The organism is Gluconobacter cadivus, assembly GCF_015244745.1.
Taxonomy (GTDB): Bacteria; Pseudomonadota; Alphaproteobacteria; order Acetobacterales; family Acetobacteraceae; genus Gluconobacter; species Gluconobacter cadivus.
This window is the reverse complement of sequence record NZ_JABCQI010000001.1, coordinates 276327-302821: the sequence shown is the minus strand read 5'-3', so window position 1 is coordinate 302821 and position 26495 is coordinate 276327. Positions and strand designations below refer to the sequence as shown.

22 protein-coding genes and 1 tRNA gene are annotated in these 26495 nt (G+C 60.3%); 9 read left to right on the top strand and 14 right to left on the bottom strand.

The window, feature by feature from the left end; all coding sequences use genetic code 11:
- Positions 1–15 precede the first annotated feature (15 nt).
- Complete coding sequence (locus HKD28_RS01365) at positions 16–597, top strand: hypothetical protein (protein ID WP_194266566.1); 582 nt, start codon at positions 16–18, stop codon at positions 595–597.
- Here the strand turns inward: HKD28_RS01365 and truA are convergent.
- From truA to def, 3 genes are read right to left on the bottom strand one after another with little or no spacing between them, the layout of a single operon-like run.
- A complete protein-coding gene (gene truA, locus HKD28_RS01360; RefSeq protein WP_194266565.1) occupies positions 594–1403 on the bottom strand; it encodes a tRNA pseudouridine(38-40) synthase TruA in 810 nt (269 codons plus the stop codon). The genes HKD28_RS01365 and truA overlap by 4 nt on opposite strands.
- Positions 1396–2310, bottom strand: a complete 915-nt coding sequence (gene fmt / locus HKD28_RS01355; protein WP_194266564.1) for a methionyl-tRNA formyltransferase — start codon at positions 2308–2310, stop codon at positions 1396–1398. The genes truA and fmt overlap by 8 nt, the downstream gene beginning before the upstream one ends.
- Before the next feature lie 6 nt (positions 2311–2316).
- The gene (gene def, locus HKD28_RS01350) at positions 2317–2871 is read right to left on the bottom strand and encodes a peptide deformylase (protein ID WP_194266793.1); all 555 of its coding nucleotides are present in this window, start codon (positions 2869–2871) and stop codon (positions 2317–2319) included.
- Between the two features lie 202 nt (positions 2872–3073).
- On the opposite strand from def, the gene HKD28_RS01345 reads away from it, so the two are divergent.
- From HKD28_RS01345 to HKD28_RS01335, 3 genes are all read left to right on the top strand, one after another.
- Positions 3074–3586, top strand: a complete 513-nt coding sequence (locus HKD28_RS01345) for an Hsp20 family protein (RefSeq protein ID WP_062033469.1) — start codon at positions 3074–3076, stop codon at positions 3584–3586.
- A gap of 83 nt (positions 3587–3669) precedes the next feature.
- Complete coding sequence (locus tag HKD28_RS01340; RefSeq protein ID WP_062033464.1) at positions 3670–3921, top strand: DUF1150 family protein; 252 nt, start codon at positions 3670–3672, stop codon at positions 3919–3921.
- 23 nt (positions 3922–3944) lie between these two features.
- On the top strand, positions 3945–4307 hold the full coding sequence (locus HKD28_RS01335) for a RidA family protein (RefSeq protein ID WP_194261553.1): 363 nt from the start codon (positions 3945–3947) through the stop codon (positions 4305–4307).
- 20 nt (positions 4308–4327) lie between these two features.
- On the opposite strand, the gene HKD28_RS01330 is transcribed toward HKD28_RS01335, so the two are convergent.
- The 9 genes from HKD28_RS01330 to HKD28_RS01290 all read right to left on the bottom strand — a co-directional run bounded on the left by HKD28_RS01330 (position 4328) and on the right by HKD28_RS01290 (position 12143).
- The gene (locus HKD28_RS01330; protein WP_194266563.1) at positions 4328–5134 is read right to left on the bottom strand and encodes an aminotransferase class IV; all 807 of its coding nucleotides are present in this window, start codon (positions 5132–5134) and stop codon (positions 4328–4330) included.
- A complete protein-coding gene (locus tag HKD28_RS01325) occupies positions 5131–6465 on the bottom strand; it encodes an anthranilate synthase component I family protein (protein ID WP_194266562.1) in 1335 nt (444 codons plus the stop codon). The genes HKD28_RS01330 and HKD28_RS01325 overlap by 4 nt, the downstream gene beginning before the upstream one ends.
- Before the next feature lie 60 nt (positions 6466–6525).
- Positions 6526–7842 (bottom strand): RNA polymerase factor sigma-54, encoded by a 1317-nt coding sequence (rpoN, locus tag HKD28_RS01320; RefSeq protein WP_194266561.1) that lies wholly within the window; start codon positions 7840–7842, stop codon positions 6526–6528.
- A 9-nt stretch (positions 7843–7851) separates the two neighbouring features.
- Entirely contained in the window at positions 7852–8607 is a 756-nt protein-coding gene (gene lptB, locus HKD28_RS01315; RefSeq protein WP_062033450.1) for an LPS export ABC transporter ATP-binding protein, read from the bottom strand.
- A complete protein-coding gene (locus HKD28_RS01310) occupies positions 8604–9563 on the bottom strand; it encodes an LptA/OstA family protein (protein ID WP_194266560.1) in 960 nt (319 codons plus the stop codon). Before HKD28_RS01310 ends, lptB begins: the two co-directional genes overlap by 4 nt.
- A complete protein-coding gene (gene lptC, locus HKD28_RS01305) occupies positions 9560–10336 on the bottom strand; it encodes an LPS export ABC transporter periplasmic protein LptC (RefSeq protein WP_099285337.1) in 777 nt (258 codons plus the stop codon). Before lptC ends, HKD28_RS01310 begins: the two co-directional genes overlap by 4 nt.
- Entirely contained in the window at positions 10333–11331 is a 999-nt protein-coding gene (locus HKD28_RS01300; protein ID WP_194266559.1) for a KpsF/GutQ family sugar-phosphate isomerase, read from the bottom strand. The genes lptC and HKD28_RS01300 overlap by 4 nt, the downstream gene beginning before the upstream one ends.
- Positions 11332–11349: 18 nt before the next feature.
- Positions 11350–11994, bottom strand: coding sequence for a ribonuclease D (locus HKD28_RS01295; protein ID WP_194261545.1), 645 nt, complete (start codon positions 11992–11994; stop codon positions 11350–11352).
- A gap of 62 nt (positions 11995–12056) precedes the next feature.
- A tRNA-Leu gene (locus HKD28_RS01290) sits at positions 12057–12143 on the bottom strand.
- A 109-nt stretch (positions 12144–12252) separates the two neighbouring features.
- Here HKD28_RS01290 and HKD28_RS01285 point away from each other — a divergent pair.
- The 3 genes from HKD28_RS01285 to gltB all read left to right on the top strand — a co-directional run bounded on the left by HKD28_RS01285 (position 12253) and on the right by gltB (position 19351).
- Positions 12253–13239, top strand: a complete 987-nt coding sequence (locus HKD28_RS01285; RefSeq protein WP_235993235.1) for a complex I NDUFA9 subunit family protein — start codon at positions 12253–12255, stop codon at positions 13237–13239.
- A gap of 155 nt (positions 13240–13394) precedes the next feature.
- Complete coding sequence (locus HKD28_RS01280; RefSeq protein ID WP_194266558.1) at positions 13395–14834, top strand: NAD(P)-dependent oxidoreductase; 1440 nt, start codon at positions 13395–13397, stop codon at positions 14832–14834.
- Positions 14831–19351, top strand: coding sequence for a glutamate synthase large subunit (gltB, locus tag HKD28_RS01275; RefSeq protein WP_194266557.1), 4521 nt, complete (start codon positions 14831–14833; stop codon positions 19349–19351). The genes HKD28_RS01280 and gltB overlap by 4 nt, the downstream gene beginning before the upstream one ends.
- 6 nt (positions 19352–19357) lie before the next feature.
- On the opposite strand, the gene HKD28_RS01270 is transcribed toward gltB, so the two are convergent.
- Entirely contained in the window at positions 19358–20491 is a 1134-nt protein-coding gene (locus HKD28_RS01270) for an acyltransferase family protein (RefSeq protein WP_194266556.1), read from the bottom strand.
- A gap of 123 nt (positions 20492–20614) precedes the next feature.
- Here HKD28_RS01270 and HKD28_RS01265 point away from each other — a divergent pair, with 123 nt between their 5' ends.
- Together HKD28_RS01265 and HKD28_RS01260 are read left to right on the top strand one after the other, a co-directional pair.
- Positions 20615–22423, top strand: coding sequence for a M3 family oligoendopeptidase (locus HKD28_RS01265; RefSeq protein ID WP_194266791.1), 1809 nt, complete (start codon positions 20615–20617; stop codon positions 22421–22423).
- A gap of 8 nt (positions 22424–22431) precedes the next feature.
- Positions 22432–23793 carry an ABC1 kinase family protein gene (locus tag HKD28_RS01260; protein ID WP_194261541.1) on the top strand — a complete coding sequence of 454 codons (1362 nt, stop codon included), beginning with the start codon at positions 22432–22434 and terminating at the stop codon, positions 23791–23793.
- A 73-nt stretch (positions 23794–23866) separates the two neighbouring features.
- Here HKD28_RS01260 and HKD28_RS01255 read toward each other — a convergent pair whose 3' ends face one another.
- On the bottom strand, positions 23867–26086 hold the full coding sequence (locus HKD28_RS01255; protein ID WP_235993259.1) for a TonB-dependent receptor family protein: 2220 nt from the start codon (positions 26084–26086) through the stop codon (positions 23867–23869).
- Between the last annotated feature and the right edge of the window lie 409 nt (positions 26087–26495).

Sequence of the window (26495 nt, the reverse complement as noted above, 5' to 3'; positions counted from 1 at the left end):
CCTCCCTCCGGAAACATGGCCATCCCGCTGGGCGTGTGGTTGCTGGGGCGTGGGCGTTCCGAAGGGATCAACTGCTTCGCTCCGGGAGCCGGGGCGCTGTTCGCGGCTCTGGCGCCCACGATCGCGCTGGCGCTTATCGGGGTGTGGATGGCCTTCATGCTGCCTCCTGCCGAACAGATCATGGGTCTGGTGAGGGCTGTTGTGCCACTGGCCTGCACGCTTCTGCAGCTTGTGGTGTCGGAGCTTTATGCGGGTTTCCTGAGCCGTAAGGGGCTGTGGACACGCTATGCAACAGCCTCTTTATGGTGTGGCTGGCTGCCGCTGGTCATGCTCATCGTGGCCCAAGGCGTGCTGCATCTCGTGTTCCCGGGGGCTGCGGCCTCCGGTCAGGCGCTGGCGGGCCTCGCCTTCGGGGCACAGCTTTATACGCTGTGGCTGACCTGGTATGTCACGAAAGTCGGGCTTGTGACGACGGGATGGCAGGCCTTTGTCATGACGCTTCTTCAGACCCTGCCGGTTGCCGCATTTCTCTGGGTTTTGTGGCTTCTGCCGCCGCATTACAATGCGGTGGTGGACCTGCTCGGGATCTCGCTTTAGGTCCTGCTGAACGGATTGTCGGGATAGCCGACATCCATCAGACAAAGCCCTTCCGGCGGCGCCGTCTGCCCTGCGGCGCAGCGGTCTTTCGCTTCCAGAATCTCAATCATTTTTTCGACCGGCCACAGCCCCGCGCCGATCATCATCAGGGTGCCGGCCATGTTGCGGACCTGATGATGCAGAAAGGAGCGCGCCTTCGTGTCGATCATGACCAGTTCGCCATCGCGACGGATGGTCAGAACGTCCAGCGTTCGGACGGGACTTCTGGCCTGACAGGCGACCGCACGAAAGGATGTGAAATCATGCGGGCCGAGAAGATGGTTTGCGGCCTGCTGCATGAGACTCACATCCAGCGGACGTTTGATGTGCCACACCCGGTTTTCCATCAGACCCGGACGGGCAGGGCGGTTGAGGATCGTGTAGCGATAGCTGCGCCATGTGGCGGAGAAACGCGCATTCCACTCCGGCCCGACTTGCGCGGCTTCGAGTACGACAACGCGGTGGGGCTTGAGATGATATCCCATGCCGTCACGGATCTGGCGGGCGTCGATCGGGGCGTCATCCGGGAAGTCGAGATGGATGACCATGCCTGCGGCATGGACCCCGGCATCTGTGCGACCGGCAGTGATGCTGGGCACGGGACGATTGCGGACCAGTTTCGACGCGGCAGCTTCGATCAGGCTCTGAATGGAGACGCCGTCATTCTGCTTCTGCCAGCCCAGATAGCCGGTGCCGTCATATTCGATGCGTAAGGCCCAGCGGTTCAGGCCGGAAGGCTCATGCTCCTGAGCCTGTGCGTCAGACAAGTCCCGTCCCTTTCGGCACGGGCTGACCGCGCAGAAAATCGGCGGCAGACATCATGCTGCGGCCCGGTTTCTGAAGGCGGTCGATGCGAATCGCACTGGTGCCACAGGCGATCGTCAGAGCGTCGTCGAGCGTAGTGCCGGGGGAGGCGTTGTGGGCTGTGTCCGGCAGCGGAGTGGCCGTGCCGATTTTTAGCACAACACCATCGAGCGTCGTAAACGCGCCGGGCCAAGGCGTGAGGCCGCGAATCTGGCGGTCGATCTCGGCTGCCGTGCGCGTCCAGTCGATACGGCCATCGTCGCGGGTCAGGCGTTCGGCATAGGTGACGCCGTCTGCGGGCTGTGGCACGGGTGTCGGCCGCTCGGCAAGCGCACGGACGACCAGACGTCCCCCGATTTCGGACAAACGGTCATGCAACGTGCTGGCCGTATCGGTCGCGCTGATGGGCGTGGCCTCTTCCAGCAGGACCGCGCCGGTGTCGAGGCCTTCATCCATCTGCATGATGGAAACGCCGCTTTGGGTGTCGCCTGCGAGGATGGAGGACTGGATGGGCGAGGCCCCACGCCAGCGCGGCAGAAGGCTGGCATGGATGTTCAGACACCCCAGACGCGGGGCGTCCAGCATTTCCTTGGGTAGAATGAGGCCGTAGGCGGCGACCACGGCGGCGTCGGCATTCAGGGCAGCAAAAGCGGCGTGCTCCGTCGCGTCCCGACGAACGCGAGCGGGTGTCCGCACGTCGATCCCGGCGGCTTCAGCGGCTTCATGAACCGGCGAGCGACGCAGTGCCTTGCCACGACCTGCCGGACGAGGTGGTTGTGTGTAGACCGCAACCACCTCGTGACCAGCGTCGAGCAGAGCATGCAGCGCCGGGACCGAGAAGTCCGGCGTTCCCATGAAAATCAGCCGCATTGTGGGTCAGCGCCTTCCGAGTTTCTGCTCTTTGGCCAGGCGACGCATGATCATGTTGCGCTTGAGCGTCGAGAGGTGATCGACGAACAGGATGCCATCGAGATGGTCCATCTCATGCTGGATGCAGGTGGCGAGCAGGCCGGATGCATCACGCTCGATCGTCTCTCCCGCGAGGTTGCGATAGCGCACGCGGATCGATTCGGGGCGGACGACTTCGGCATACTGGTTCGGCAACGAAAGGCAGCCTTCCTCGCGAGCCGCCATCTGCTCTGAATCCGTAACGATTTCCGGATTGATGAGCAGCATGGGCTCACGCGGCGCGTCTTCTTCGGCCACGTCCACCAGAGCAAAGCGCATGCCAAGACCGACCTGCGGTGCGGCGAGGCCGATGCCGGGAGCTTTGTACATGGCGGAAAACATGCCCGGAAGTTGATCGCGGATGAAGGCCATATCCTCGGGGCGGACCTCACGGGCGACCTCCCGCAGCACGGGCTGGGGGGCGATCAGGATCGGGGTGGGCGGCACATCGTCGATGCCGGACAGGAAATCGAATTCGCTCATGCCCTGCGATGTAGCGAGCACGGGCGTCAAATGCCAGTGCAACATGCAGAGCAACATGTCATTAACGTCGGTTTTGCACGTGCTTGGTTGAGAGCAGAGCTTGCATCCGTAGGGGTGGTCACCATATCGTAGGACCAGCCAGTTGCCGCAGAATGGGACTGGCTCTGTTTTACGTCTCGCTCATGGAGGAGGCTCTCGCCCTATGTCCGGTCGCCTGTTCACGTCCCCGATGTTCCTCGGCTTCGATCACCTCGAGCAGATGCTTGAGCGTGCTGCCAAGTCGACGTCGGATGGCTATCCCCCCTACAATATCGAGCAGCTCAGCTCCACGGCCCTGCGGATTACGCTGGCGGTTGCGGGCTTCGTCATGGACGATCTTCAGATCACGCAGGAAGACAACCAGCTCGTGATCCGTGGGCGTCAGACGGATGACAGTCAGGGGCGCATTTTCCTGCATCGTGGCATTGCGGCGCGGCAGTTCCATAAAGCCTTCGTGCTGGCAGAAGGCATCGAAATTGGCGGGGCATGGCTTGATAATGGCCTGTTGCATATCGATCTTCTGCGTCCCGAGCCCGAAGTTCGGGTCAAGCGGATTGCGATTTCGCAGGGGCGGAGGAGTCCGGCACCTGCTCCGACGGTTCACCACGAAGTGGTGCCGCCTGTCGTGAAAACCCGGCGCGCAACGCGTCCTGCGCGCGATATCGACGACGAATAGGACCGGCCGCGCGCTTACAATTTTTACAGACTGAACCCAAGGCCGAGTGGCAGAAGCCGCTGCGGCTCCAAAAGGAACCTGAATTGAACAATCCCTTCGAAAACGGTGATCGTTCGGACGAAAAACTCCCTGCGGATCTGCGCCGCATCACGGGGCCGCAGCTTCTGACGCTGGGTATGTCCCGTCTCGCCTATGTCAGATCCGTCATGCATGAGGGTGAAATGCTCGTGGCCATCCATGCTGCCGACGGCACACCCATGGCCGTTGCGGAAGACGAGGAAAGCGCACTCGACGCCATCCTTGAGCATGAAATGATCCCGACACTTCTTCAGTAACCTCTTTCAGAAGATCCGCACCCATGAGCAAAAACGCCGATATTTCCCGTCACCTTGAAGAACAGCGCCTTGCAGGCGTCGTCGTCCATAACGGGCTGGCCTATCTGGCCGGTCAGGTCGCGGACGATGCCACGCTCGATACGGAAGGGCAGACGGTTGATATCCTGCGCCAAATCGACGCGCTTCTGGCCTCGCTGGGAACGGATAAGAGCCGGATCCTGTCGGTGCAGATCTTCCTGACGGATATTTCGGAAATCGGGGCGATGAACCGCGCTTGGGATGCGTGGCTAGACACGGACAGCAAACCAGCCCGTGCCACGGTTGAAGCAAAGCTGGCCGTTCCGGAATGGCGCGTGGAAATGACGGCGATTGCTGCGCTGAAATAAGAGCAATCAGCGGGGGCGGTTCAGGCAGGAAACAGAAACGCTCTCAATCGACGGTCCAGTTCTGCGTGCAGGGGCAGATCATGGCCGTCGATGCTCGAAACGGCGGTTAGTGACAACGCATTGACCAGCCAAGCCCCCGTCACCGTTTTGAGGTCCTGCGGCAGAAGCCGGGCCTCCATGCAGAAGCCGCCGTCCAGAAGTCGGGCACGGGACGTTCCGGGCAGGGCGCCGTCAGTGATGGGGGGCGTTTGCAAGCATCCCTTCCGCAAGAACAGGACGTTCGCAGCACTGGCTTCTGCAACAGCCCCTGTCGTTCCCAGAAGAAGCGCATCGTCCAGTCCTGCTGCGGCGGCTTCCATGCGGCTCATGACGGAGGGCAGGCAGGCCAGCGATTTGACACGCGCCAGTTGAGAAGCCCCGTCCCGCCGGTAGCGGCTGAGACCCAGCCGGACCGGAGCAGGCACACTCATTGTAGAAGCCGTGCCCTGAATGAGAACTGTCGGATGCGGCGTGGCGGGTGGCACAAGGCCACGCGGTCCGGTGCCGCGCGTGACCGTCAGGCGCAGCGATCCGTCTGACAGATTCGTAGCACGGAGCAGGTCGGATATGGCCTGTGCCAGCAGCGTCCGATCCGGCGCAGACAGGCGAAGAATTGCGCACCCTTCTTCAAGTCGTGCCAGATGCTGTGCCAGATGAGGCGTCTGCCCGCTAGCAACGCGGATTGTTTCAAACAGACCATCAGAGAGCAGAAAACCCCGGTCATTCGGGGCAATATGGGCATCTGCAATGTCCAGAAGGCGCCCGTTGAGCCAGACTATAGCACTCATGCTTCAAACGCCTTCAGGATCGGGGCGACTTTCAGAAGCATTTCCTCATATTCCCGCATCGGATCTGACAGCACGGTAATACCGCCGCCTGCGCCGACGGAGACGGTATCGCCCGATCTCGCCAGACTGCGGATAATGACGGAACTGTCCATCGCACCGTCATTCCCGATACGGAACAGGCTGCCGCAATAGGCCTCACGGGCCGAGGATTCCAGCAGGTCGATGATCTCCATGGCCCGTTTTTTCGGTGCCCCCGTGACGGAACCCGGCGGAAGCGTGGCCTGAAGCAGATCAATGGCGTCCAGCTCGGGTCGAAGCTGTCCCTGAACGGCCGAGACCAAATGCAGGACGTGGGGAAACTGCTCAACCTTCGAGAGTTGCGGAACACGGACGGAGCCGATCTGCGAGACACGACCAATGTCGTTCCGCATCAGATCCGTAATCATCAGGTTTTCGGCGCGTTCCTTTTCGTCCGCAGCCAGTATCCGGCTGTTCCAGGCTGTGTCTTCCAGAGTTTGTCCGAGGGCAATGGTGCCCTTAATAGGGCGCGTCTCGATCAGGCCACTTTGTGAGAGTGAAATGAACCGTTCCACAGACGCACTGAGCAGCGAAAAATCCGGTGTTTTCAGATACGCCCCGAAGGGAGCCGGGGAGGTCTGGCGCAGTGTCCGATAGGCAGCCAGTTCATCGAAATCGTCCGCACAGTTCGCAACCCAGCGCATTGTCAGATTGGCCTGAAAAATATCCCCGGCCCGAATGAAGCCGACGATACTGCGAACCGCATCCGTCCAGACATCCCGAGCCTGTTCAGGCGCAAAGTGCAGGGAGGGTGCTGTGGGGCGGACAACGGGTTGGGTCAGATCAGGGACCGGGTTTCCAGTCTGGCTGATCCACCAGCAGCGTTCTTCATATCGATCGAAAGCCAGTACGTCCGTAAAGGAGGCCGCAACCAGTCTGGGCGCAGAAGAAACATGACGGGACGGGACGTTTTCAAGTGCCATGCCTGTTTCGTAGCTTACCATCCCGATCATCCCCCCCGTAAAGGGAATGATGCCCTCCGCTTTTGGGTAACGGGGCGCGGCAGCGGCCATACTGCGCAGATGTGTCCAGACATCGTCCTCTACGGACACGCCGTTCCTGCACAGGTTTTCCCCCTGCCAGTCGAGGGTCTCGGCAGGGGACAGACACAGAAAGGACCAACGCGCCCGTTCGTCCGTGTCCGGGCCTCCGCTATCGAGAAACGCGGCCCAGGGGGCAGCCTTCATGGCAGAAAGCGCCTGTTCGGGAGGTCTCCAGGGGATTTCAGTGAGCGGCAGCGAAACGCGAGACATTCAGGCTCCGTAAGGGAAGTCCTGCCAGCCTGTCAAAGCCTTGCAGTTCTGCTTGAAGTGTCAGGACGTGCGTCGCAGTCGCTTGCGCTGGCTGGACTTCGCAATGCCAAGCCCCTCACGATATTTCGCAACGGTGCGGCGTTGAATGGAGAAGCCTTCTTTTTGCAGAAGGGTCGTCAGGGCATCGTCGGACAGAACATTGTCCCCTTCCGCCGAGACTAGAGCCTGAAGACGATGCTGGATCGCATGGGCGCTCTGGGACGTGCCGTCTTCGGACGTCAGGGCTGTAGAAAAAAATAGCTTGAGCGGGACGGTGCCCTGTGGCGTGTCGATATATTTGCTGCTCACGATGCGGCTGATGGTGCTTTCGTGCAGATCCGTGCGCTCGGCGATGTCGCGCATGGTCAGCGGGCGCAGAGCGCTGGGACCATCGCGCAGGAAATCGGCCTGATGCTGCACAATGGCGCGGCCAACCGTAAGCAAGGACTGCTTGCGGCTGTCCAGCGCGCGGATCAGGGCCGTGGCCTCTGCCGCACAGGCAAGGAGCGTCTTACCAGCGTCCGTACGCCCGTCGAGCTGCGCGCGCATCGTGTCATCAAAGCGGAGTTTCGGCAGCAGGCGCGTGTTGAGGGTCAGACGGAAGCCAGCGCCGTTAGGCCGGACGATCAGATCGGGTTCGATGGGGGGCTCGGGCGGTGGCAGGGTCAGGCCGGGACGCGGGTCGAGCGCCTGAATCTCGGTGAGCATCTCCAGCAGATCGTCCTGCTCAAGAGCGCATTTCTCGCGCAGCCTGCGCCAGTCCCGCCGTGCGAGGAGGTCCAGATTATCGAGCAAAACCTGCATCGCGGGATCAAGGCGATTGCGGACGCGGAGCTGCGCCGCCAGACATTCTTCAAGCGATCTGGCGAAAAGCCCGACAGGTTCAAAATGCATGAGACTCTGACGGATGGCTTCGAGCCTTGTCGCCTCCATGCGAAGGTCGCCTGCAAGATCCGCTACCGAAACGGGAAGGCGACCACTTTCATCCAGACTGTCCAGAAGATGCAGTGCCGCATCCTGTTCGTCCGCAGGAAAAGAGAGGCGAATCTGGAGGATCAGATCGTCCCGGGCAGATGGAAGCGGGGCTGCGGCTTCCGGGCGATCAGAGGCCGTGGTGAAGCGGTCCGGGTCGTCGTCGTGAAACTCTTCCGAAGACGGTGCAGGTTCGGGCGCTGTGTCGCCGCGCTCCAGAATGAGGAGCGGATTGGTTTCGCAGACCTGTCGCAGATGCTGGGCGAGATCGATCTGCGTGTATTGCAGCAGGGCAATCGCCTGACGCAGCTGGGGCGTCATGACGAGAGACTGCGACTGACGCTGGATCAGACCCGGGACAAGCATCCCGGCATGTTACAGCGAGAAATTCTCTCCGAGATAGACCCGGCGGACATCTTCGTTCGCAACGATGGCTTCCGGCGTACCTTCCATTAGCACCTGTCCACCGTGCATGATATAGGCGCGGTCGATAACTTCGAGCGTTTCGCGGACGTTATGGTCCGTAATCAGCACACCGATGCCACGATCCTTCAGATGCGAAACAAGATCGCGGATTTCACCGACTGCGATCGGATCGATACCGGCGAGCGGTTCGTCGAGCAGGATGTAGTTCGGCTGACTGGCCAGCGCACGGGCGATTTCCAGACGACGGCGCTCACCACCGGACAGGGCCAGCGAAGGGGAGCGGCGCAGATGGGTGATACCGAATTCAGCCAGAAGGCCGTTGAGCATCAGGTCCCGCTTTTCCGGATCGGGCTCGACGACCTCAAGGGCGGCCATGATGTTCTGCTCGACATTCAGGCCACGGAAAATACTGGCTTCCTGGGGCAGATAGCCAACGCCGAGGCGCGCGCGGCGATACATCGGAAGCTGCGTGATGTCCGCGCCGTCCAGCGTGATGGTGCCGGTATCGGGCTGAACGAGACCGACGATCATGTAAAAGCTGGTCGTTTTACCCGCGCCGTTTGGGCCGAGGAGGCCGACTGCCTCGCCGCGCTGCACTTGAAGCGAAACGTTTTTGACGACGGCGCGCTTCTTGTAGGACTTGCCGATACCGCTTGCGACCAGACCGGTTGCGGGCGGCTGAGAGGGGATATGGCTGTCTGTCACTTGGGTGCCTGGCTGCTGTTGGCCTCGTTTGGCACGACGAGCCCCTGAATGGGAGAATCCGTGCCCGGCAGCATGGTTGCGATGCCGGTCTTCATGTTCACGATGGCCTGCGAGCCATTGTTCTGGTTCTGCCCCTGCGTGACATGCACATGGCCGATCAGGCGGGCGATCTGGGTATCGAAAACATAGACGCCACGATCGCCCGTGGCGGTCTGGGTCGGTGTCCGCAGAACGACATGCCCCCAGCCATAGGCCCGGTCGAGCTTCGAGGAACCGCCACCCATCGGGTTGGACGAATCTGCGGCCGCCTGTCCCGGTTTTGCAGACTGTCCCGGAGCAGGCGCGTCGTTAGGTTTGCTGAACGAGACCAGCACATCCGCCTTGACCTGCTTGCCGTCATTGGTCGTGACGGTCGCATCGCCCCGGCCAACCGACATGCGCGTTTTAGAATGATATTCCATGACGTCGCGGGCCGTCAGAACGTCCTGAGGCGTCGTCAGTTTCAGATGTTTGCCGGTCATGACCATGACGCCCTGATCCATGTCGTACAGCGCATGATCGCCCCAGCCCTGATCGGTCTGGTTGTAGATATGGACGTTGCCGCGCGCCTCGATCCGATACAGTTCAAGCGAACCGCCCATCGGATCATTGCTGTTGGCGCTTTTGCCGTCGGCCGGTGTGGGCGCAGGTGCGGGCTGACCGGGAGTAGGTGCTTTCTTGCGCAGATATCCGATCAGCGTGTCCGCATCGACCGTCGTATCCCCGCGTACGGCCCGCGCTCCGCCCGTGAGCGTCACGGTCTGGGCATTGCGGTCGTAGACTTCTTCCTTTTTCCAGAAAAGCTGCACGGCTTCACCGTGAGACATGTCCAGCCCGTCTGCATAGGCAGGAGCGGAGGGGAGAGCCAGAGGAAGGGCAATCAGGAGGGGAAGGAAGGCTGCGGAACGGCGGGTCATTTCTCTGTCTTCAGTCCTTGCAGGTGCAGGCGGGCCGCCGCACTCGGAGGGCCGTTGTCATCGTTGCGGACCGTCAGTCCGGGTCCCGTAAACTGCATGATACCCGCATGCTGGTCCAGAAAATAGCCTTGGGCATCCTGCGTGCCGAACGGACCTTCCGCATGGACCCAGTCCCGCGAGGCGATGACGTCCGCCTTGAGGTCCAGATCGGCGGAGGGGCCATTCAGGAGAAAACCATCGTCGCGGTAGAGCACGACGTTGTCGTCAAGATCGAGCGTCTGTTCGTGCTGCATATAGACGCCGCGATCAGCCTTGATATGTGCCCAGGAATTGCCCGAAAGCTGGATGTCGGCAACCGGATCGACCAGGTCCACGCGGTCCGGGCCCTGCTGGTGGGTGGTGCGGGCCGTGATCATGTAGAGATGGTCATGGGCGTCGAGGCCGCGATAGGTGGCCTGTTCCATATTGCCGCTTTCCACGCGCAGGCGGGCCATTTCCTTCAGGGCGGCGCGGTTCTGGTTCATGAGATGGGAAATCTCGGGCCAGGCCGCGATGGAACTGAGGAGGACGAGAGCGAGCCCTGGCAGTGCCCATTTGGCAAATCCCAGAAGCGAGCGGCGTCGGGCGAGTTCCTGCGCATTGGGGGCTTGGCGGATCCGCTGGAAGGCGGCGCGGCGCAGGTTGTCGAGACGGGCGAGACTCTCTGTCCGGTTCGGGTCGAAATCTTCCCGGCGGATGCGGTGTTCGCCATTATCGGGCGTGGGGTCGCTCATGACAGGCCGCTTCGCAGGAGGTCGTGAATATGGACGATTCCCGCAGGGCGGTGTGCCGTGTCCACGATGAAGAGGCTGGTGATGGGGCGTTCGCGCTGATTCATAAGATGCAGCACGTCCTGTGCCAGCGTGTCGGCACGTGCAGTGATGGGGGCGGGATTCATGACGTCCGCGGCCGTGGTCGCGTCGAGGTCGCCGGAGAGGGCGCGGCGCAGATCGGCGTCTGTGATGAGGCCCTGAAGTTCACCATTGTCATCAATGACACCCATGCACCCGAATGACTTGCGTGTCATCTCGAGAATGACGGAGCGGAGCGGGAGGCTGCCCTGTCCGAGGGGCAGGGCGTCGCCGGTATGCATGAGGTCGCTGATCGGGCGCAGGCGCGCCCCGAGAAGCCCTCCGGGGTGAAAAGCGCCGAAATCGCGGGCGGTGAAACCGCGCTTTTCCAACAGTGCGATGGCGAGCGCGTCGCCCAGAGCCAGTTGCAGCAGGGTGCTCGTCGTTGGCGCCAGCCCCATCGGGCAGGCTTCTGCGCTGGTGGGCAGGACCAGCGGGATCTGTGCGGCGCGGGCGAGGGCCGAGGTGCCGACGGCGGTCACAGCGATCACGCAGTGATTCTGTCGGGTGGCATAGGCCAGAATCGCGGCAAGTTCTGCGGTTTCGCCCGAATTGGAGAAAGCGAGGATCAGATCGCCGGGCGCTACCATCCCAAGGTCGCCATGTGCGGCTTCAGCGGGGTGCAGAAACAACGACGGTGTGCCGGTAGAGGCGAGGGTTGCCTGAATTTTGCGGGCAATATGGCCGGATTTCCCGATTCCGGTCACGATCAGACGCGCGCGACTTTCTGCGATGCGGTCAACGGCTTCGCTGAACGCAACTCCGAGCGGGCCAGAGAGGGCCTGTTCGAGCGCTTCCAGCCCTTTGCGTTCGATGGAGACGGTCTGACGGGCCGATTCCAGAGCGGTGCGGGAAAAACCGGGCGACGGGCGGTGCATGATCAGTCGGGCCGGAATTCAGGCGCGGTGCGAGAAAATGTCGGACTCGTCGTAGCCCAGCAGGTCGAGGCGGCAGCGGGCCGGGAGGAAATCGTAGCAGGATTGCGCGAGGTCGCGTCGGTTTTCACGGATCAGCATGGCTTCGAGCTTATCCCACAATGCGTGAAGATGCAGCACGTCCGATGCAGCATAGCGAAGCTGATCGGGGGTGAGGGTCTCGGCACCCCAGTCAGAGCTCTGCTGGTGTTTGGAGATTTCGACGCCAAGGAGGTCCCGGCACAGATAGGCCAAGCCATGACGGTCCGTGAAGGTATAGACCAGCCGGGCGGCGATTTTGGTGCAGATGACAGATGGGATCGTAATATTGAAGGCGTTCTGCAGGACTGCGACGTCAAAGCGTGCGTAATGCATCAGCTTGGTGACGGAATCGTCTGTCAGGAGCGCTTTAAGGTTTGGGCAGTCATAGCCCCGGCCGCCCATGGAGACCGGTTTGATCTGCACAAGATGGGCTTCGCCATCGCCGGCTGAGAGCTGGATGAGGCAGAGGCGGTCACGATGGGGATTGAGACCCATGGTCTCGGTATCGATGGCAACGACAGGGCCAAGATCAAAGTCATCCGGCAGATCGCCGTCATGAAGATGGATGGCGTCTTGCGAACTCATTTGTCGTCACCAAATTTTTTTGATCACCAGAGGATCGAGGCGATTTATCGCCTGATCGTCTGTGGTGCCCAGAAGAAGACTCGAACTTCCACGTCCTTTCGGACACAGGTACCTGAAACCTGCGCGTCTACCAATTCCGCCATCTGGGCTCAGAAAGCACCGGAGTTTTTTCAGTTTCCTGAAGCATCCCGGCTCGGTGAAGAGGCGTTTACCCCTCCACGTATGGGGCGTCAACAGCCAACTGAAAGAAAAATGCAAATGCGTAGAAATTTTTCCGTGGACGGGATGTCGAGTGGAGAGGGAACAGGCCGCAGTCCAAGGGTTGTGGCGGTTCTGGGGGGAGGAGGCTTTGTCGGGCGCGAACTTGTCGGCCGGCTCGTGGCCTTGGGGCACGTCGTGCGGGTGGGGAGCCGAAACCCCGAAGACGATCAGGGACTGGCGCGGTTTCCGGGTGACGGGCGTGTGGAGTTCATTAAGGCATCCGTGAATGACGTGGCTGCGCTGGAGCGTGTGTTTGCCGGGGCGGATGTGGGGATCAATCTGGTGTCCATCATGTCGCCGGACGTGCAGGCGATGCATCGGGTCAATGTGGTAGGTGCGCGGCTGGCGGCGCTCGTGGCGCGGCGTGAGGGCGTGGGGCAATACCTGCATATGTCTGCCATCGGCGCGTTGCTGACGTCGCCGGGGAATTACGGGCGCAGCAAGGGACTGGCCGAAAGGATGGTACGGGAGGTCTTTCCCGAAGCGGTGCTGTTGCGACCTTCGGTGATTTTCGGGCCGCAGGATAGTTTCTTCAACATGTTCGCGCTGATTGCGAAGCTCTCCCTGGTTCTGCCGGTGTTTGCGCCAAAGACGCGGTTTCAGCCGGTCTATGTTGGTGATGTGGCGCGGGCGATCGTCACACTGACTGAGCCGGGGCACGAAGGTCTGACTGTCGAAGCAGGTGGACCGGATGTTCTGAGTATGAAGGACTTGATGGCGTTCGTTCTGGAGGCGTCGGGGCGTCATCGGATTCTGGTGTCTGTGCCGGGATGGGCGGCGAAACTGGAAGCCGATATTCTTGAGACGCTGCCGGGACATCTGCTGACGCGCGATCAGGTTGCGATGATGGGCGTGGATAATGTGGTGCAGCAGGGAGCGGTCGATCTTCAAGCGCTTGGGATCAGGCCTGCGGCGATGCGGAGTATCGTGCCAGACTATCTGAAGGGGAGTGTTTGTGAGAGCTGGCGGCGGTTCCGGAAGTGATTGATCCGTTTCGGACCTAAAAATCTGTGTGAAAAATGGCTCATACGATAAGAAGATGGGCCATTTCGCACGAAAGGTCAGCATTGCTGACTGTTATTGGATAAAATGACGGAATAGCTGCATTCCTACTCGCATGTTTGCAGGAGACACGACGCATGGCCGAACGGATGTTGCAGTTCGTCACCCACCCCCAGGTGCTTCCGGAGAAGCGCGACGCGGCCGAACGCCGTCAGGATTTCGGGGAGATTTATCGTGGGTTCGCGCGCAGCCGGGCGGAAGAACAGGCGTCGCGGTGTTCGCAGTGCGGGATTCCGTTCTGCTCCGTGCATTGTCCTCTGGGGAACAACATTCCCGACTGGCTGAAGCTGACGGCGGAAGACCGGCTTGAGGAAGCGTATGAGATGTCGTCCGCGACGAATACGTTTCCGGAGATCTGCGGTCGAATCTGTCCGCAGGACCGGCTGTGCGAAGGCAACTGCGTCATCAATAAGGGCTTCGAAAGCGTCACGATCGGCGCTGTCGAGCGCTTCATTACCGAAAATGCGTTTGAGCAGGGCTGGGTGAAGCCATCGCTTCCGGACCGGGAGCTTGGGCTGAGTGTCGGGATCGTGGGGTCCGGTCCGGCGGGTCTGGCCTGTGCGGAGCGGCTGCGGGCGCAGGGTTATGAGGTTCATGTCTATGAGCGTCAGGATCGTGTGGGCGGGCTGCTGACTTACGGGATTCCGAGCTTCAAGTTGGAAAAGCATGTGGTGGCGCGGCGTCATGCGCTGCTGGAGGAGCAGGGGATCGTGTTCCATCTCTCCACGCCTGTTGGTTCGGGCCAAGGCGAGACGGCGCTTGAGGATCTGCGGGCGCGGCATGATGCGGTTTTTCTGGCGACGGGTGTGTACCGCTCGCGCGATGTGAAGGTGCCGGGAGCCGGGCTTGAGGGCGTGGTCGATGCGATTGACTTCCTGACGGCGTCGAACCGCCGCGGTTACGATGAAGATCCGGGCGAGGATGCGGCACTTCATGCGAAGGGGCGTCGGGTCGTGGTCATTGGTGGTGGTGACACGGCCATGGACTGCGTACGCACGTCGATCCGTCAGGGGGCCGAGCGTGTGACCTGCGTTTACCGTCGGGACCGGGCGAATATGCCGGGATCGCGACAGGAAGTTTACAATGCCGAGGAAGAAGGCGCGCAGTTCGAATGGCTGGGCTCACCGGAAGCGTTTCTGGGCGATGGCAGTGTGTCGGGCGTGCGGGTGCTGAAGATGCGTTTGGGGTCTCCGGATGCGTCGGGGCGCCGGTCCATCGAGGGTACGGGGCAGCATGACGTGATTGAGGGCGATCTGGTCATCAAGGCTCTGGGCTTCGATCCCGAGGATCTGCCGGAGCAGTTCGCGGCCCCCGATCTGGCCGTGACGCGCTGGGGCACGCTGACCGTGCCGCCGGGCGGTTTTGAGACGAGTCTGCCGGGCGTGTTCGCCGGTGGCGACATCGTGCGCGGGGCGAGCCTTGTCGTCTGGGCGATCAAGGATGGCCGGGATGCGGCCGATGCGATCCATCACCATCTGACTGAAACAGTAACCGGTTCTCTGGAGGCCGCGGAATGACACACAATAACGATTTCATCCGCGAGTATGCTGAGAACGTCGAACGGCTGAAGGGGCTGTATGACCCGTCGCAGGAGCGCGATTCCTGCGGTGTGGGTCTGGTCGCGTCGCTGGATGGCAAGCCGTCGCGCAGCGTGGTTCTGGCGAGCATCGAGGCGCTGGGCAATATCTGGCATCGCGGTGCGGTCGATGCCGATGGCAAGACCGGCGATGGCGCGGGCATCCATGTTGAGATCCCGCAGGATTTCTTTGCCGAGGCGATCCATAACAGTTCCAGCGACGATACGATTGATGGGCGCATTGCGGTCGGCATGGTGTTCCTGCCCAAGACCGATCTGGGATCGCAGGAGCGGGGCCGACAGATCATCGAAACGGAGATCCTGAACTTCGGGTACGGGATCTATGGCTGGCGTCAGGTGCCGATCGATACGGCGTGCATTGGCGAGAAGGCCAACCAGACGCGCCCGGAAATCGAGCAGATCATGATCCGCAACCGGCTTGGCCGGTCCGAGGACGCGTTCGAGCGCGACCTGTATGTGTTGCGTCGGCGGATCGAGAAGCAGGCGACGGCGCAGCAGGTCGATCTGTATGTGTGTTCGATGTCCTGCCGCTCGGTGATCTACAAGGGCATGTTCCTTGCAGAGAACCTGACGGATTTCTATCCGGATCTGCTGGATGAACGGTTCGTCTCGCGGTTTGCGATCTATCATCAGCGCTATTCGACCAATACGTTCCCGACCTGGAAACTCGCCCAGCCGTTCCGCAAGGTGGCGCATAACGGCGAGATCAATACGATTTCGGGCAATACGAACTGGATGCGTTCGCATGAAACGCGGCTCGCCCATCCGGATCTGGACCCGTATATGGCGGATCTGAAGCCTGTCGTGCAGGCTGCGGGTTCGGACACGGCGGTTCTGGACAATGTATTCGAACTGCTGACCTTCGCCGGGCGTGACGCGCCGATGGCGAAGACGATGCTGGTACCGGCCTCTGGCGGTGCGAACTCGGCAATGTCCGACGCGGCGCGTGCGCTGTTCCGGTACTGCAATGCGGTGATCGAGCCGTGGGATGGTCCGGCAGCTTTGTGCGCGACGGATGGGCGCTGGGTTGTGGCGGGTCTGGATCGCGCCGGGCTACGGCCGCTGCGCTACAGCATCACGCAGGACGGGCTGCTCATCGTAGGGTCTGAGACCGGGATGGTCCGGGTGCCGGATGCGCGCGTCAAAAGCCGTGGGCGGCTTGGTCCGGGGCAGACGCTGGCGCTCGATCTGAAGGAAGGGCGGCTCTACCAGTCTGAAGAACTACTGGAAATGCTGGCCTCGCGTCAGGATTTTCAGGGCTGGGTGAAGCGGATCCGCGATATCGAGCCGATCGTGCGCGATGTGGTGGAACCCGAGGCGCTGGACCCGGATGTGCTGCGGCGGCATCAGGTGGCGGTCAGTCTGACGCATGAGGAGCTGGAGACGATCCTGCATCCGATGGTGGAGACGGCGGCTGAGGCTCTGGGCTCCATGGGCGATGATACGCCGCTTCAGGTGCTGTCGAAGATTTATCGTGGGCTGGCGCATTATTTCCGTCAGGGGTTCAGTCAGGTCACGAATCCGCCGATCGATTCCCTGCGTGAGACGCGGGTGATGAGTCTGATCACGCGGCTGGGCAATCTGGGGAATATTCTCGATCAGGCGCCGGAGCAGTGCGATCTGTTGCAACTGCCGAGCCCCGTCCTGACGATTGGTGAGTTCGACGAACTGCGAAAAGTCTGCGGCGAGAACGCGGGCGTGATCGACTGCACCTTCCCTGCTGAAGAGGGCGAGGAAGGTCTACGGGCGGCGATTGCGTCCATCCGCGTGCAGGCGGAAGATCATGTTCGCGGCGGATGCACGCATCTATTCCTGACGGACGACAATACGGATGCGGCGCGGGTTGCGATCCCGATGATCCTCGCCACAGCAGCCGTGCATATCCATCTGGTGCGCAATTCGCTGCGGACGTTCACGTCGCTGAACGTGCGGACGTCTGGGGCGATTGATGTTCATGCGATTGCCGTCACGATTGGGGTGGGTGCGACGACGGTGAACCCGGCTCTGGCGCAGCATTGTGTGGCGGACCGGCTGCGGCGCGGTCTGTTCGGCAAGATGTCGCTGCGTGAGGCGATGGAGCGCTATCGTAAGGCCGTGGACAAGGGTCTGCTCAAGATCATGTCCAAGTCGGGCATTTCGATCATCTCGGCTTATCGTGGCGGGTATAATTTCGAGGCGATCGGACTGTCTCGCGCACTGGTGGCGGAGTTCTTCCCCGGTATGCCCTCGCGGATTTCGGGGATTGGTCTGCCGGGTATTGCGCGCAACATTCTTGGCGCGCATGCGGCCGCGTGGAACCGGAAGGTCGAGGCACTTCCGGTCGGTGGGCGTTACAAGCTGCGCCGTCAGGGTGAGACGCATGCGTTCTCGGGGCAGCTTGTACACATGCTCCAGAGCGCAGTGACGGCGAACAGCTTCACGCTGTACCGGCGTTATGCGGATGCGGTGCGTCAGATGCCGCCTGTGGCGCTGCGGGATCTGCTGGATTTCAAGCCGCTTCATGCGCCGGTTCCGGTGGATGAGGTCGAGAGCATCACGCAGATCCGTCGTCGTCTGGTGGCGCCGGGAATTTCGCTCGGCGCTCTGAGCCCTGAGGCGCATGAGACGCTGGCGATTGCCATGAACCGGATCGGGGCGAAGTCCGATTCTGGCGAGGGTGGCGAGGATGCCGAGCGGTCCAAGCCGCGTCCGAACGGGGACAATGCGTCTTCGGCCATCAAGCAGGTGGCGTCCGGGCGTTTTGGCGTGACCGCGCAGTATCTGAATGACTGCCGCGAGATCGAAATCAAGATGGCGCAGGGCGCGAAGCCCGGCGAGGGCGGGCAGCTTCCGGGCTTCAAGGTGACTGAACTGATCGGGCGTCTGCGTCATGCGACGCCGGGGGTCACACTGATTTCGCCGCCGCCGCATCACGACATCTATTCGATCGAGGATCTGGCGCAGCTCATTTACGATCTCAAGCAGATCAACCCGACGGCGACCGTGACGGTCAAACTGGTGGCGCGGACGGGCATTGGCACGATTGCGGCCGGTGTGGCGAAGGCCAAGGCAGATGCGATCCTGATTTCCGGCCATTCGGGCGGCACGGGGGCAAGCCCGCAGTCTTCGATCCATTATGCGGGTCTGCCGTGGGAAATGGGGTTGTCGGAGGCGCATCAGGTGCTGATGCTGAACCGGCTACGTCATCGTCTGGTGCTGCGGACGGATGGCGGCATCAAGACTGGCCGCGACGTTGTTATGGCGGCGATGCTGGGTGCGGAAGAGTTCGGCATTGGTACGGCCGCACTTGTGGCGATGGGTTGCATCATGGTGCGCCAGTGCCATTCCAACACCTGTCCGGTGGGCGTGTGTGTGCAGGACGAGAAGCTGCGCGAGAAGTTCGGGGGATCGCCGGAGAAGGTCATCAACCTGTTCACGCTGATTGCGGAAGACATTCGGCATATTCTCGCAGAGCTGGGTGTGCGGTCGCTTGAAGAAGTGATCGGGCGGACGGATATGTTGCGTCAGGTGTCGCGTGGTGCGGATTATCTGGATGATCTGGATCTGAATTCCCTGCTGGTTCAGGCCGATCCGGGCGAGCATGCGCGTTACTGCACCCGTGAAGGGCGTAACGAAGTACCGGAGACGCTGGACGGGCAGATTATCCCGGATGCGACCGCGCTGTTCGAGCGTCGCGAAAAGCTGCACCTGCATTACACGGTGCAGAATACCCATCGTGCGATCGGCACGCGGGTTTCGGGGCTGATTACGCGCAAGTTCGGCATGAAGGAGCTTCCGGAAGGCCAGCTCACGCTGTCGCTTCGTGGGTCTGCCGGGCAGTCTCTGGGTGCGTTCGGTGTGCAGGGGCTCAAGATCGAGGTCGAGGGCGATGCTAACGACTATGTCGGTAAGGGACTTTCGGGCGCGACGATCGTTGTCCGCAAGTCACCGGCCGCGCAGTGGGCGTCCGAGCAGAGCGCGATCATCGGCAACACCGTTCTGTACGGCGCGACGGCAGGCACGCTGTTTGCGGCTGGACAGGCCGGTGAGCGCTTTGCGGTCCGGAATTCGGGGGCGACGGCGGTGGTCGAGGGCTGCGGTTCGAATGCCTGCGAATACATGACCGGCGGCACGGTCGTGATCCTTGGAGAGACAGGCGATAATTTCGGCGCCGGTTTCACGGGGGGCATGGCTTATGTGCTGGACGTGAAGGGACGGTTCGAGGCGCAGATTAATCCCGATACGGTGATCTGGAGCCGTGTGCAGGCTGGCAGCCGCTGGGATCAGGAGCTTCGGGCGTTGGTGGAGCGGCATGTGGCGGAGACGGGCAGCACCTATGCCGAAGATCTGCTGCATTGCTGGGAGCGGACGCTGGAGCGCTTCTGGCATGTCGTGCCGCGCGATTATGCGCGGATCATTGGCTACGTGCAGGAAGACCTGTCGCAGCTTTCGGCTTGAAGCACGTTATCCCTGCCTGGGACGGAGTTTCAGGCAGGGGCGCTCCACGAGGCGCCATGACAGGATTGCGCCGACGATCGTGGTGAGGATCGTGAGAAGTACGGCGTTTCGGCGGCTGAGGCCGTAGCGGATGTGAAGGTCTCCGGCCATCATCACCAGCGGGAGATGGCACAGATAAAGCCCGTAACTATGGGTGCTGAGGCTACGGACCGCCGGGCCGATCACACGCGGCAGGGTTCGCAGGCGCATCATCGCAGGCATGCAGAGCGCATAACCGAAGCCTACAGTATCAAATGAAATGATGGCGCTAAATCGTGGCGGCCAGAGCGGGATGGGCAAAAGATCCCCCAGCCATGTCGTGAGGACGATCACTGTGCCAAGAATGGCCAGTGGTCTGTACAGGCAGGGGATGCTTTTCGAATATCGGTTCAGGTATGCGGCGACGACGCCCCATGCGATGGAGTCAAGGCGGCAGGGTACGATTTTGCTGATGGCTTCCTCCCAGTTGAGGTCTGTGGGCAGCGACAGGCGCCAGCAGACCGGAACGATGAAGAAAGCCGCAAGTGTGAGTCCGAGAGCCCGAGTGGGTCTGATCCGGCAGGCAAGAAGCGTGAGTAGCAGGGCGGGAAAGGTGATGTAGAACCATTCTTCCACGCAAAGCGACCATGTAACGCCATACCAGTTCGAAACCATGGGCCAGCCGAGATTTTGCGTCAGGGTCAGGAACCACGGCAGGACGCGTCGGGCTTCATCCCATGTCACGCCGTAGGGGCCGAAACGGGCGAGCGGGATCAGCAGTGCGAACAGCCAGACATAATAGGCCGGGAGGGTGCGCATCCATCGGCGGACGAGAAAAATTCCCCAGCCTTTGAGGGAGGTTCCGCGTTCCAGCAGATCCAGCATGATCGTGCCGATCAGAAAGCCGCTGAGGACGAAGAACAGCATCACGCCATAAAAGCCGAGGATCACCAGATGGAACGGAAGCACGCGGTGCCACCAGTCCAGAAACAGGCTTCCGTCATGGCAGATCAGGACATCGAGGATGGCGACCGAACGCAGCAGATCGGGGCCTGCGATTCGCTGCTGCAGATTTTCAAAGGATGTCAGAGTAATTAATGCCTGGGGGGGGTATTTTTTCATGAAATGGCGGAAGATCCCGGAGTGTGGCTCCATTAGGCTCCGAGAGGCGATTTTATACTACAGATTTGTCATCAACATCCCGTTTGACGGCGCGGATTGTGGCTCTAAGGTCAAGGTATGACCATGCTCTTTTCTGCCGCTGACGGCACGCCCAATTCATCCTCCGGGGAGCAGATGCCGCCCCGCTGGGACCTGTCCGATCTCTATGCCTCGCCGGAAGATCCGGTGCTGGCGGCGGATTTTGATCGCTGGGCGGGGGAGGCGCGCCGTTTCTGTGAGACGTACAAAGGGCGTCTGGGCAGCCTGAATGGTGTCGGACTCGCAGCGGCCTTTGCCGAATATGAAGCGATTGAAGAAGGTCTCGGGAAGATCGGGTCTTTCTCCAGCCTTGGCTTTGCGGCGCATACGACTGATCCGGTCTGGGGGCGGTTCGCGCAGGGCGTGCAGGAGCGCATGACGGAGGTGGCCTCCGATCTGATGTTCTTCACGCTGGAACTGAACCGGATTGCGGATGCGGATCTGGCACGGATCTGCGAGGCGCCGGAGATGCGAAAATGGGATGCGTATCTGCGGGATCTGCGGATGTACCGGCCCTATCAGCTTTCTGACGAGGTCGAGCAGGTGCTGATGGACAAGTCGGTGACGGGGCGCAATGCCTGGAACCGGCTGTTCGATGAGACCATGGCGACGCTGAGTGTCACGATCGACGGCGAGGAAAAGCCGCTGGGCGAGGCGTTCAACCTGCTGACGAATGCGGATCGTACGAAGCGCGAGGCTGCGGCGCAGCAGATCAGTGCGGTTCTGGGCGAGAATTCGCGTCTGCTGACGATGATTACCAACACGCTCGCCAAGGATAAGGCGATCGGGGACAAACTGCGCGGCTATCCGCGCCCGACGAGTTCGCGCAATCTGGCAAATATGGTCGAGGACGAGGTTGTCGATGCGCTGGTGGGCGCGGTGGACGAGGCTTATCCGCGTCTGGCGCACCGGTATTATGCGCTCAAGGCGAAGTGGCTCGGGCTGGAAAAGCTGGAGCACTGGGACCGCAATGCCCCGCTGCCAGGTGTGGAGACGCGCCAGATCGACTGGGAGCAGGGCAAGGAGATCGTGCGGACGGCCTATGCCGGGTTCGATCCGGCTCTGGGCGAGATCGTCCAGAACTTCCTGACCAATCCGTGGATTGATGCCGCACCCGTGGCCGGGAAGTCTTCGGGGGCGTTCTCCCATTCCTGCGTCCCGTCCGTGCATCCGTATATTCTGATGAATTATCGCGGGCAGCCGCGTGATGTCATGACGCTGGCGCATGAACTGGGGCATGGCGTGCATCAGACGCTGGCCGGGAAAAAACAGGGTTATCTGAATGCCGATACGCCTCTAACGCTGGCCGAGACGGCATCGGTATTTGGCGAAATGCTGACGTTCCAGTCCCTGCTGGATGCGGAGAGTGATCCGAAGCGTCGTCGTCATATGCTGGCGGCGAAGGTCGAGGACATGCTGAACACGGTCGTCAGGCAGATCGCGTTCTATCAGTTCGAAGTGAAGGTCCATGACGAGCGGGCGAAGGGTGAGCTTTCGTCGGAGCGTCTGGGAGAAATCTGGCGTGAGGTTCAGGTGCGGAGTCTGGGGCCCGTGTTCCACTTCACACCAGATTATGACCTGTACTGGTCTTACATTCCGCATTTCGTGCATTCCCCGTTCTATGTTTATGCGTATGCTTTCGGGGATTGTCTGGTGAATGCGCTGTATGGCGTTTATCAGGAAAAACCCGAGGGTTTTGCTGCGAAATATCGCACCATGCTCGAAGCCGGCGGAACGCTACGGCACAAGGACTTGCTCGCGCCGTTCGGACTTGATGCGACAGATCCGGGTTTCTGGCGTAAAGGACTGGATGTGATCTCGGGGCTGATCGATCAGCTCGAGCAGGAGGACTGAGGAGCATCATGGCGAGGGATCTCGACAACACCGGCCTTATGGGGGAACTGCGTCGCATGGCGCGGACTTCCGGCGCGGTCGGCGGTATTGCAGCGCGGATGGCGGGTAACCGTCTGGGCTTCAAGACAGACAAGGGCGTTCATGCAGAGGGCCTGAAGTCGGCGTTGGGGAACCTCAAAGGGCCGCTGATGAAGGCGGCCCAGCTTCTCTCCACCATTCCCGGCGCGCTGCCGGACGAATATGCGGAAGAGCTGGCGCATTTGCAGTCCAACGCGCCGCCGATGGGCTGGAGCTTTGTGCGCCGTCGGATGCAGGCGGAACTGGGTGCGGGTTGGGAAAAGCATTTCCGCTCCTTCAGCCATGAAGCCGTGGCAGCGGCGTCGCTCGGGCAGGTGCACCGGGCGCGTCTGGTTGATGGGCGCGAAGTGGCGTGCAAATTGCAGTATCCGGACATGCAGGCGGCTGTGGATTCAGATTTGCGGCAGTTCCGCGCCGCACTGGGTATCTACAAGCAGTTCGAGACGACGATCCGGCAGGACGAGGTTTACACCGAACTTGCGGACCGACTGCGCGAAGAGCTGGATTACCGGCGGGAAGCGAGCCACTTGCGGCTCTATCGGGACATGCTCTCGGAAACGCCCGAAGTCACGGTTCCCGCTCCGGTAGAGGAACTGTCCACCGGGCGGTTGCTGACGATGGACTGGGTAAGCGGCCGGAGTATGCGGACTGTTCTGGGCGAGAACCTGCCGTTGGAAGATCGCAATGCGATGGCCACGGCGCTGTTCAAGGCCTGGTACACGCCGGTGTATCGCTACGGTGTCATTCATGGCGATCCGCATATGGGCAATTTCACCGTGCGGGATGATTATGGTCTGAACCTGCTGGATTTCGGAGCCGTTCGGATTTTCTCGCCGCGCTTTGTGGAAGGGATCATCGACCTGTTCACGGCGCTGCGTGAGAACAACGAAGAGCTGGCGTTCCATGCTTACAGCAAGTGGGGCTTCGTCGGGATCTCGCGTGAGACGGCGGGTATTCTGAATGAATGGGCACGGTTCTTCTACCGTCCACTCATGACAGACCGTGTCTGCTCCATGCAGGAAAGCAACGATCCGGCGGAAGCGCGTCAGGTTCTTGAGAAAGTCTATGATGGTCTCAAGCGCACGGGCGGTGTGAAGCTGCCGCGTGAGTTCGTGCTGATGGACCGGTCCGCGATCGGGCTAGGCAGCGCGTTCCTGCGTCTGGAGGCACGGTTGAACTGGCACAATATGTTTGAGGAACTGATTGAGGGCTTCGATGTGAATGTTCTGGCCGCGCGTCAGAAAGAAGCTCTGGAAAAAGCGAAGGTGCCCCCGGCATTGTCTTCACTTTAAGGGGTTCAGCCAACAGAAAGGGCGCTTCCTTTGCAGGAAGCGCCCTTTCTGTTTCTGGAGTGCTGATAACGGTTCAGAACTGGGCTGCAATCGTTCCGAAGAATTCGCGCGGCGCTGCGACAAACAGGTTTGCGTTGTCATCGCCAGCAACCGAGGCTGCGCCGTACACGCCGCCGATATAGTTCTGATTGTAGAGATTGGTGATGCCAAACGACGTTTTCAGGTTCTGGGCAAAGCCCACCTTTCCGAAATCGTAGGCAACGTTGAGGTTTGATGTCCAGTAAGCAGGGATCTGCTCGTCGTTGGTGTAGGTCATCTGACGTGCGCTGGTGTACGTCGTGTTGAAGTTGAAGGTTGCGTGATGCCATGTGTAGCTCACGTCAGCCTTGTACATGAACTTCGGGTAATAGACCTGCTGCTTGCCCTTGATGCTGACATAACCGCCATTATACGGCAGATGCGTGTCTTCGTAGGTGGCATCGTTCCAGCTGAAGCTGTTGGTGATGGCCAGACCGGGCAGCGGGCGGAACGTACCTGCGACGTCTGCGCCATTCATGGTTTCACGACCCACATTCATGAATGCGCTGTAGGTGTTGCCGGTTGATCCGCTGGTGATGGCGGCAAGGCGGTTATAATAATCGGTGTGGTAGAAATCGGCACTTCCGGAGAAGAAGTGGGAGTTGAAACGGTAGCCGACCACATAGTTCCAGGTCCGCTCCGGACGCAGGGATTTCTTGTTCTCGTCAAAGACGGTCTGTGCCGGGTTGGCCGCGCTTCCAAGACCGGACCAGGGCGATCCGCTGGAACTCTGGGCGGAGTAATCATAAGCGCGCATGTTTTCAGCAATATCGAAATAGACTTCGTGCTGATTCAGGAAATGATAGTCGAAGTTGAAATGCGGAAGGAACGCATTCGCTGCCGTCAGATTACCGGAAGCAGGATGGCTGTAATAGACGCCCCATGAGGACAGCGTGCTTGTGTTGTCGACGCTGGTTCCGCCATGCGTCGTTTGCAGCAGGGAGCGGAAGCCTGCCTCAACGGTCATGCCCGGGATGATGTGGTATGTATCCTGCAAATAGAACTGAAATGTATTGGTGTTAAAGGAGTCTGCCCACCAGGTTGTTCCGTTCTTGAAGTTGGAGATGGAGGAATGCGGTGTATCGACGCCGTCTTCATACATCATCATCGGGTAGTTAAAGCGGTCGTTTTCGTACCAGATGCCGGTTTTGATATCGTTGTTATGACCGGCATGGATATCAAAATTCTGGACAAAACCGAGACGTCGAACGTCGGGATGGCCGGTTTCCATCGCCATGGGAACCTGTGAGGTCGGGGAGGTCAGGAACGGGTTCGTGGCGCTGTAATCGCCGTTCGAGACGTGGGCGTAAGCGATTGTCTTGGATGTGACGTTGGGGAACAGCTGGAACTCACCCGTGATGGCAGAGAGATAGTTCCGCTGGGTCTGGGTGCCGTCGTAAGCGTAATCGCCAATTTCATCGTTGGACAGAACGCCTTCAAGACCAGCCGGGACGCCGCCATTCTGGGCATAATAGGCGTATTCTTTGGCAAGAGCATAGTTGGGTTTCAGATAGGTCGTATTGCGCCCCATCTTCTGCCACATGTTCTTGGTCAGGCTGAGATAATTGTACTGTTCAAAGTTTGAATAGTCGAAAACTGCCGTAATTTTGCCGCGATCGCCAACGGGCTGGACCAGTTTGAAATTGGCCTGCTGTTCCTGCTGATCGCCATATCCTTTCCAGAGATCCTGATCGGTTCGGGCATAGGCAGCGTAAAATTTGGTGCCGCTGGAATTCAGCTTGCCACTATCTACACGCCCGAAAGTTCTGAAGCCGTTATAACTGCCGAAAAGCTGGCTGATCTGACCGCCTGCCTTGTCGGAAGGGTCTGCAGAAGTAAAGGTAATGGCACCGCCAAGCGTCTGGGCTGATGGCGTGTCCAGTGCGCCTGCGCCCTGAGACATGGTCAGGCTGGTGATGTTTTCCTGAATTTCCATCTGGTCGACACCGAGGCCGTTCCAGTTGTGGAAGCCCTGTCCACCCATCGGGATCCCGTCGAGCGAGACACCGAGCTGGGTTTGATTGAAGCCCCGGACATAGAGGGTATTGGCGACTGTATCGAGTCCGAAAGCATCATCGGAGGCAAAGTTTGCGCCAGGTGTCGTCAGAGCAAGGATCTGCATCGGGCTTGTGCCGGCGACGAAATGATCCATTGTCTCACGTGTGACGACTTCCACCGCACTATGCGAGCCTCTGCGCTGTGCATGAACCGTCATGTCTTCAGTGCCGGATGCCACTGTTGCATGTTTATGCGTCGGGAGTGCGCGGTGTGCAGGCGTCGTGGTCCTGGCGTGGTTTGCATGATGCGGATGTGTTTTGTGCGTAGTGCTGGCGGCCCGCGTCGGGCTGACCAGAAGGCCGATCAATGCGACACCGGATAAAAGATATCGTCCCAAGGCTGACTGCACGAGCGGGTTCCAGTTCCTGTTCATGAAAATTCTGGAATTCACGCTATGTCATCGAATTGAAACACTGCAATATGTTTATTAAACAATAAGTCATAATTCCAGTGGGGCTGGCAAATACATCACATATGAAACGAATTGTTGCGCCGAAGATTCCGGAGAGAATTTTATAAATAAAAAACAATTCGGAATATAATTATCAAATATCGTAAGAGACAAA

Bases quoted from the DNA above. Each gene is read 5' to 3' on its own strand.
- HKD28_RS01280 (WP_194266558.1), top strand. From the start codon at position 13,395: ATGGCCGAACGGATGTTGCAGTTCGTCACCCACCCCCAGGTGCTTCCG.
- def (WP_194266793.1), bottom strand. From the start codon at position 2,871: ATGAGCGAATTCGATTTCCTGTCCGGCATCGACGATGTGCCGCCCACC.
- rpoN (WP_194266561.1), bottom strand. From the start codon at position 7,842: ATGCTTGTCCCGGGTCTGATCCAGCGTCAGTCGCAGTCTCTCGTCATG.
- HKD28_RS01300 (WP_194266559.1), bottom strand. From the start codon at position 11,331: ATGCACCGCCCGTCGCCCGGTTTTTCCCGCACCGCTCTGGAATCGGCC.
- HKD28_RS01345 (WP_062033469.1), top strand. From the start codon at position 3,074: ATGTCCGGTCGCCTGTTCACGTCCCCGATGTTCCTCGGCTTCGATCAC.
- HKD28_RS01310 (WP_194266560.1), bottom strand. From the start codon at position 9,563: ATGACCCGCCGTTCCGCAGCCTTCCTTCCCCTCCTGATTGCCCTTCCT.
- HKD28_RS01365 (WP_194266566.1), top strand. From the start codon at position 16: ATGGCCATCCCGCTGGGCGTGTGGTTGCTGGGGCGTGGGCGTTCCGAA.
- HKD28_RS01285 (WP_235993235.1), top strand. From the start codon at position 12,253: ATGCGTAGAAATTTTTCCGTGGACGGGATGTCGAGTGGAGAGGGAACA.
- HKD28_RS01325 (WP_194266562.1), bottom strand. From the start codon at position 6,465: ATGTCTCGCGTTTCGCTGCCGCTCACTGAAATCCCCTGGAGACCTCCC.
- HKD28_RS01335 (WP_194261553.1), top strand. From the start codon at position 3,945: ATGAGCAAAAACGCCGATATTTCCCGTCACCTTGAAGAACAGCGCCTT.
- lptC (WP_099285337.1), bottom strand. From the start codon at position 10,336: ATGAGCGACCCCACGCCCGATAATGGCGAACACCGCATCCGCCGGGAA.
- HKD28_RS01255 (WP_235993259.1), bottom strand. From the start codon at position 26,086: ATGACGGTTCATGCACAGCGCAGAGGCTCGCATAGTGCGGTGGAAGTC.
- HKD28_RS01295 (WP_194261545.1), bottom strand. From the start codon at position 11,994: ATGAGTTCGCAAGACGCCATCCATCTTCATGACGGCGATCTGCCGGAT.
- HKD28_RS01265 (WP_194266791.1), top strand. From the start codon at position 20,615: ATGCTCTTTTCTGCCGCTGACGGCACGCCCAATTCATCCTCCGGGGAG.
- gltB (WP_194266557.1), top strand. From the start codon at position 14,831: ATGACACACAATAACGATTTCATCCGCGAGTATGCTGAGAACGTCGAA.
- fmt (WP_194266564.1), bottom strand. From the start codon at position 2,310: ATGCGGCTGATTTTCATGGGAACGCCGGACTTCTCGGTCCCGGCGCTG.
- HKD28_RS01330 (WP_194266563.1), bottom strand. From the start codon at position 5,134: ATGAGTGCTATAGTCTGGCTCAACGGGCGCCTTCTGGACATTGCAGAT.
- HKD28_RS01260 (WP_194261541.1), top strand. From the start codon at position 22,432: ATGGCGAGGGATCTCGACAACACCGGCCTTATGGGGGAACTGCGTCGC.
- HKD28_RS01270 (WP_194266556.1), bottom strand. From the start codon at position 20,491: ATGAAAAAATACCCCCCCCAGGCATTAATTACTCTGACATCCTTTGAA.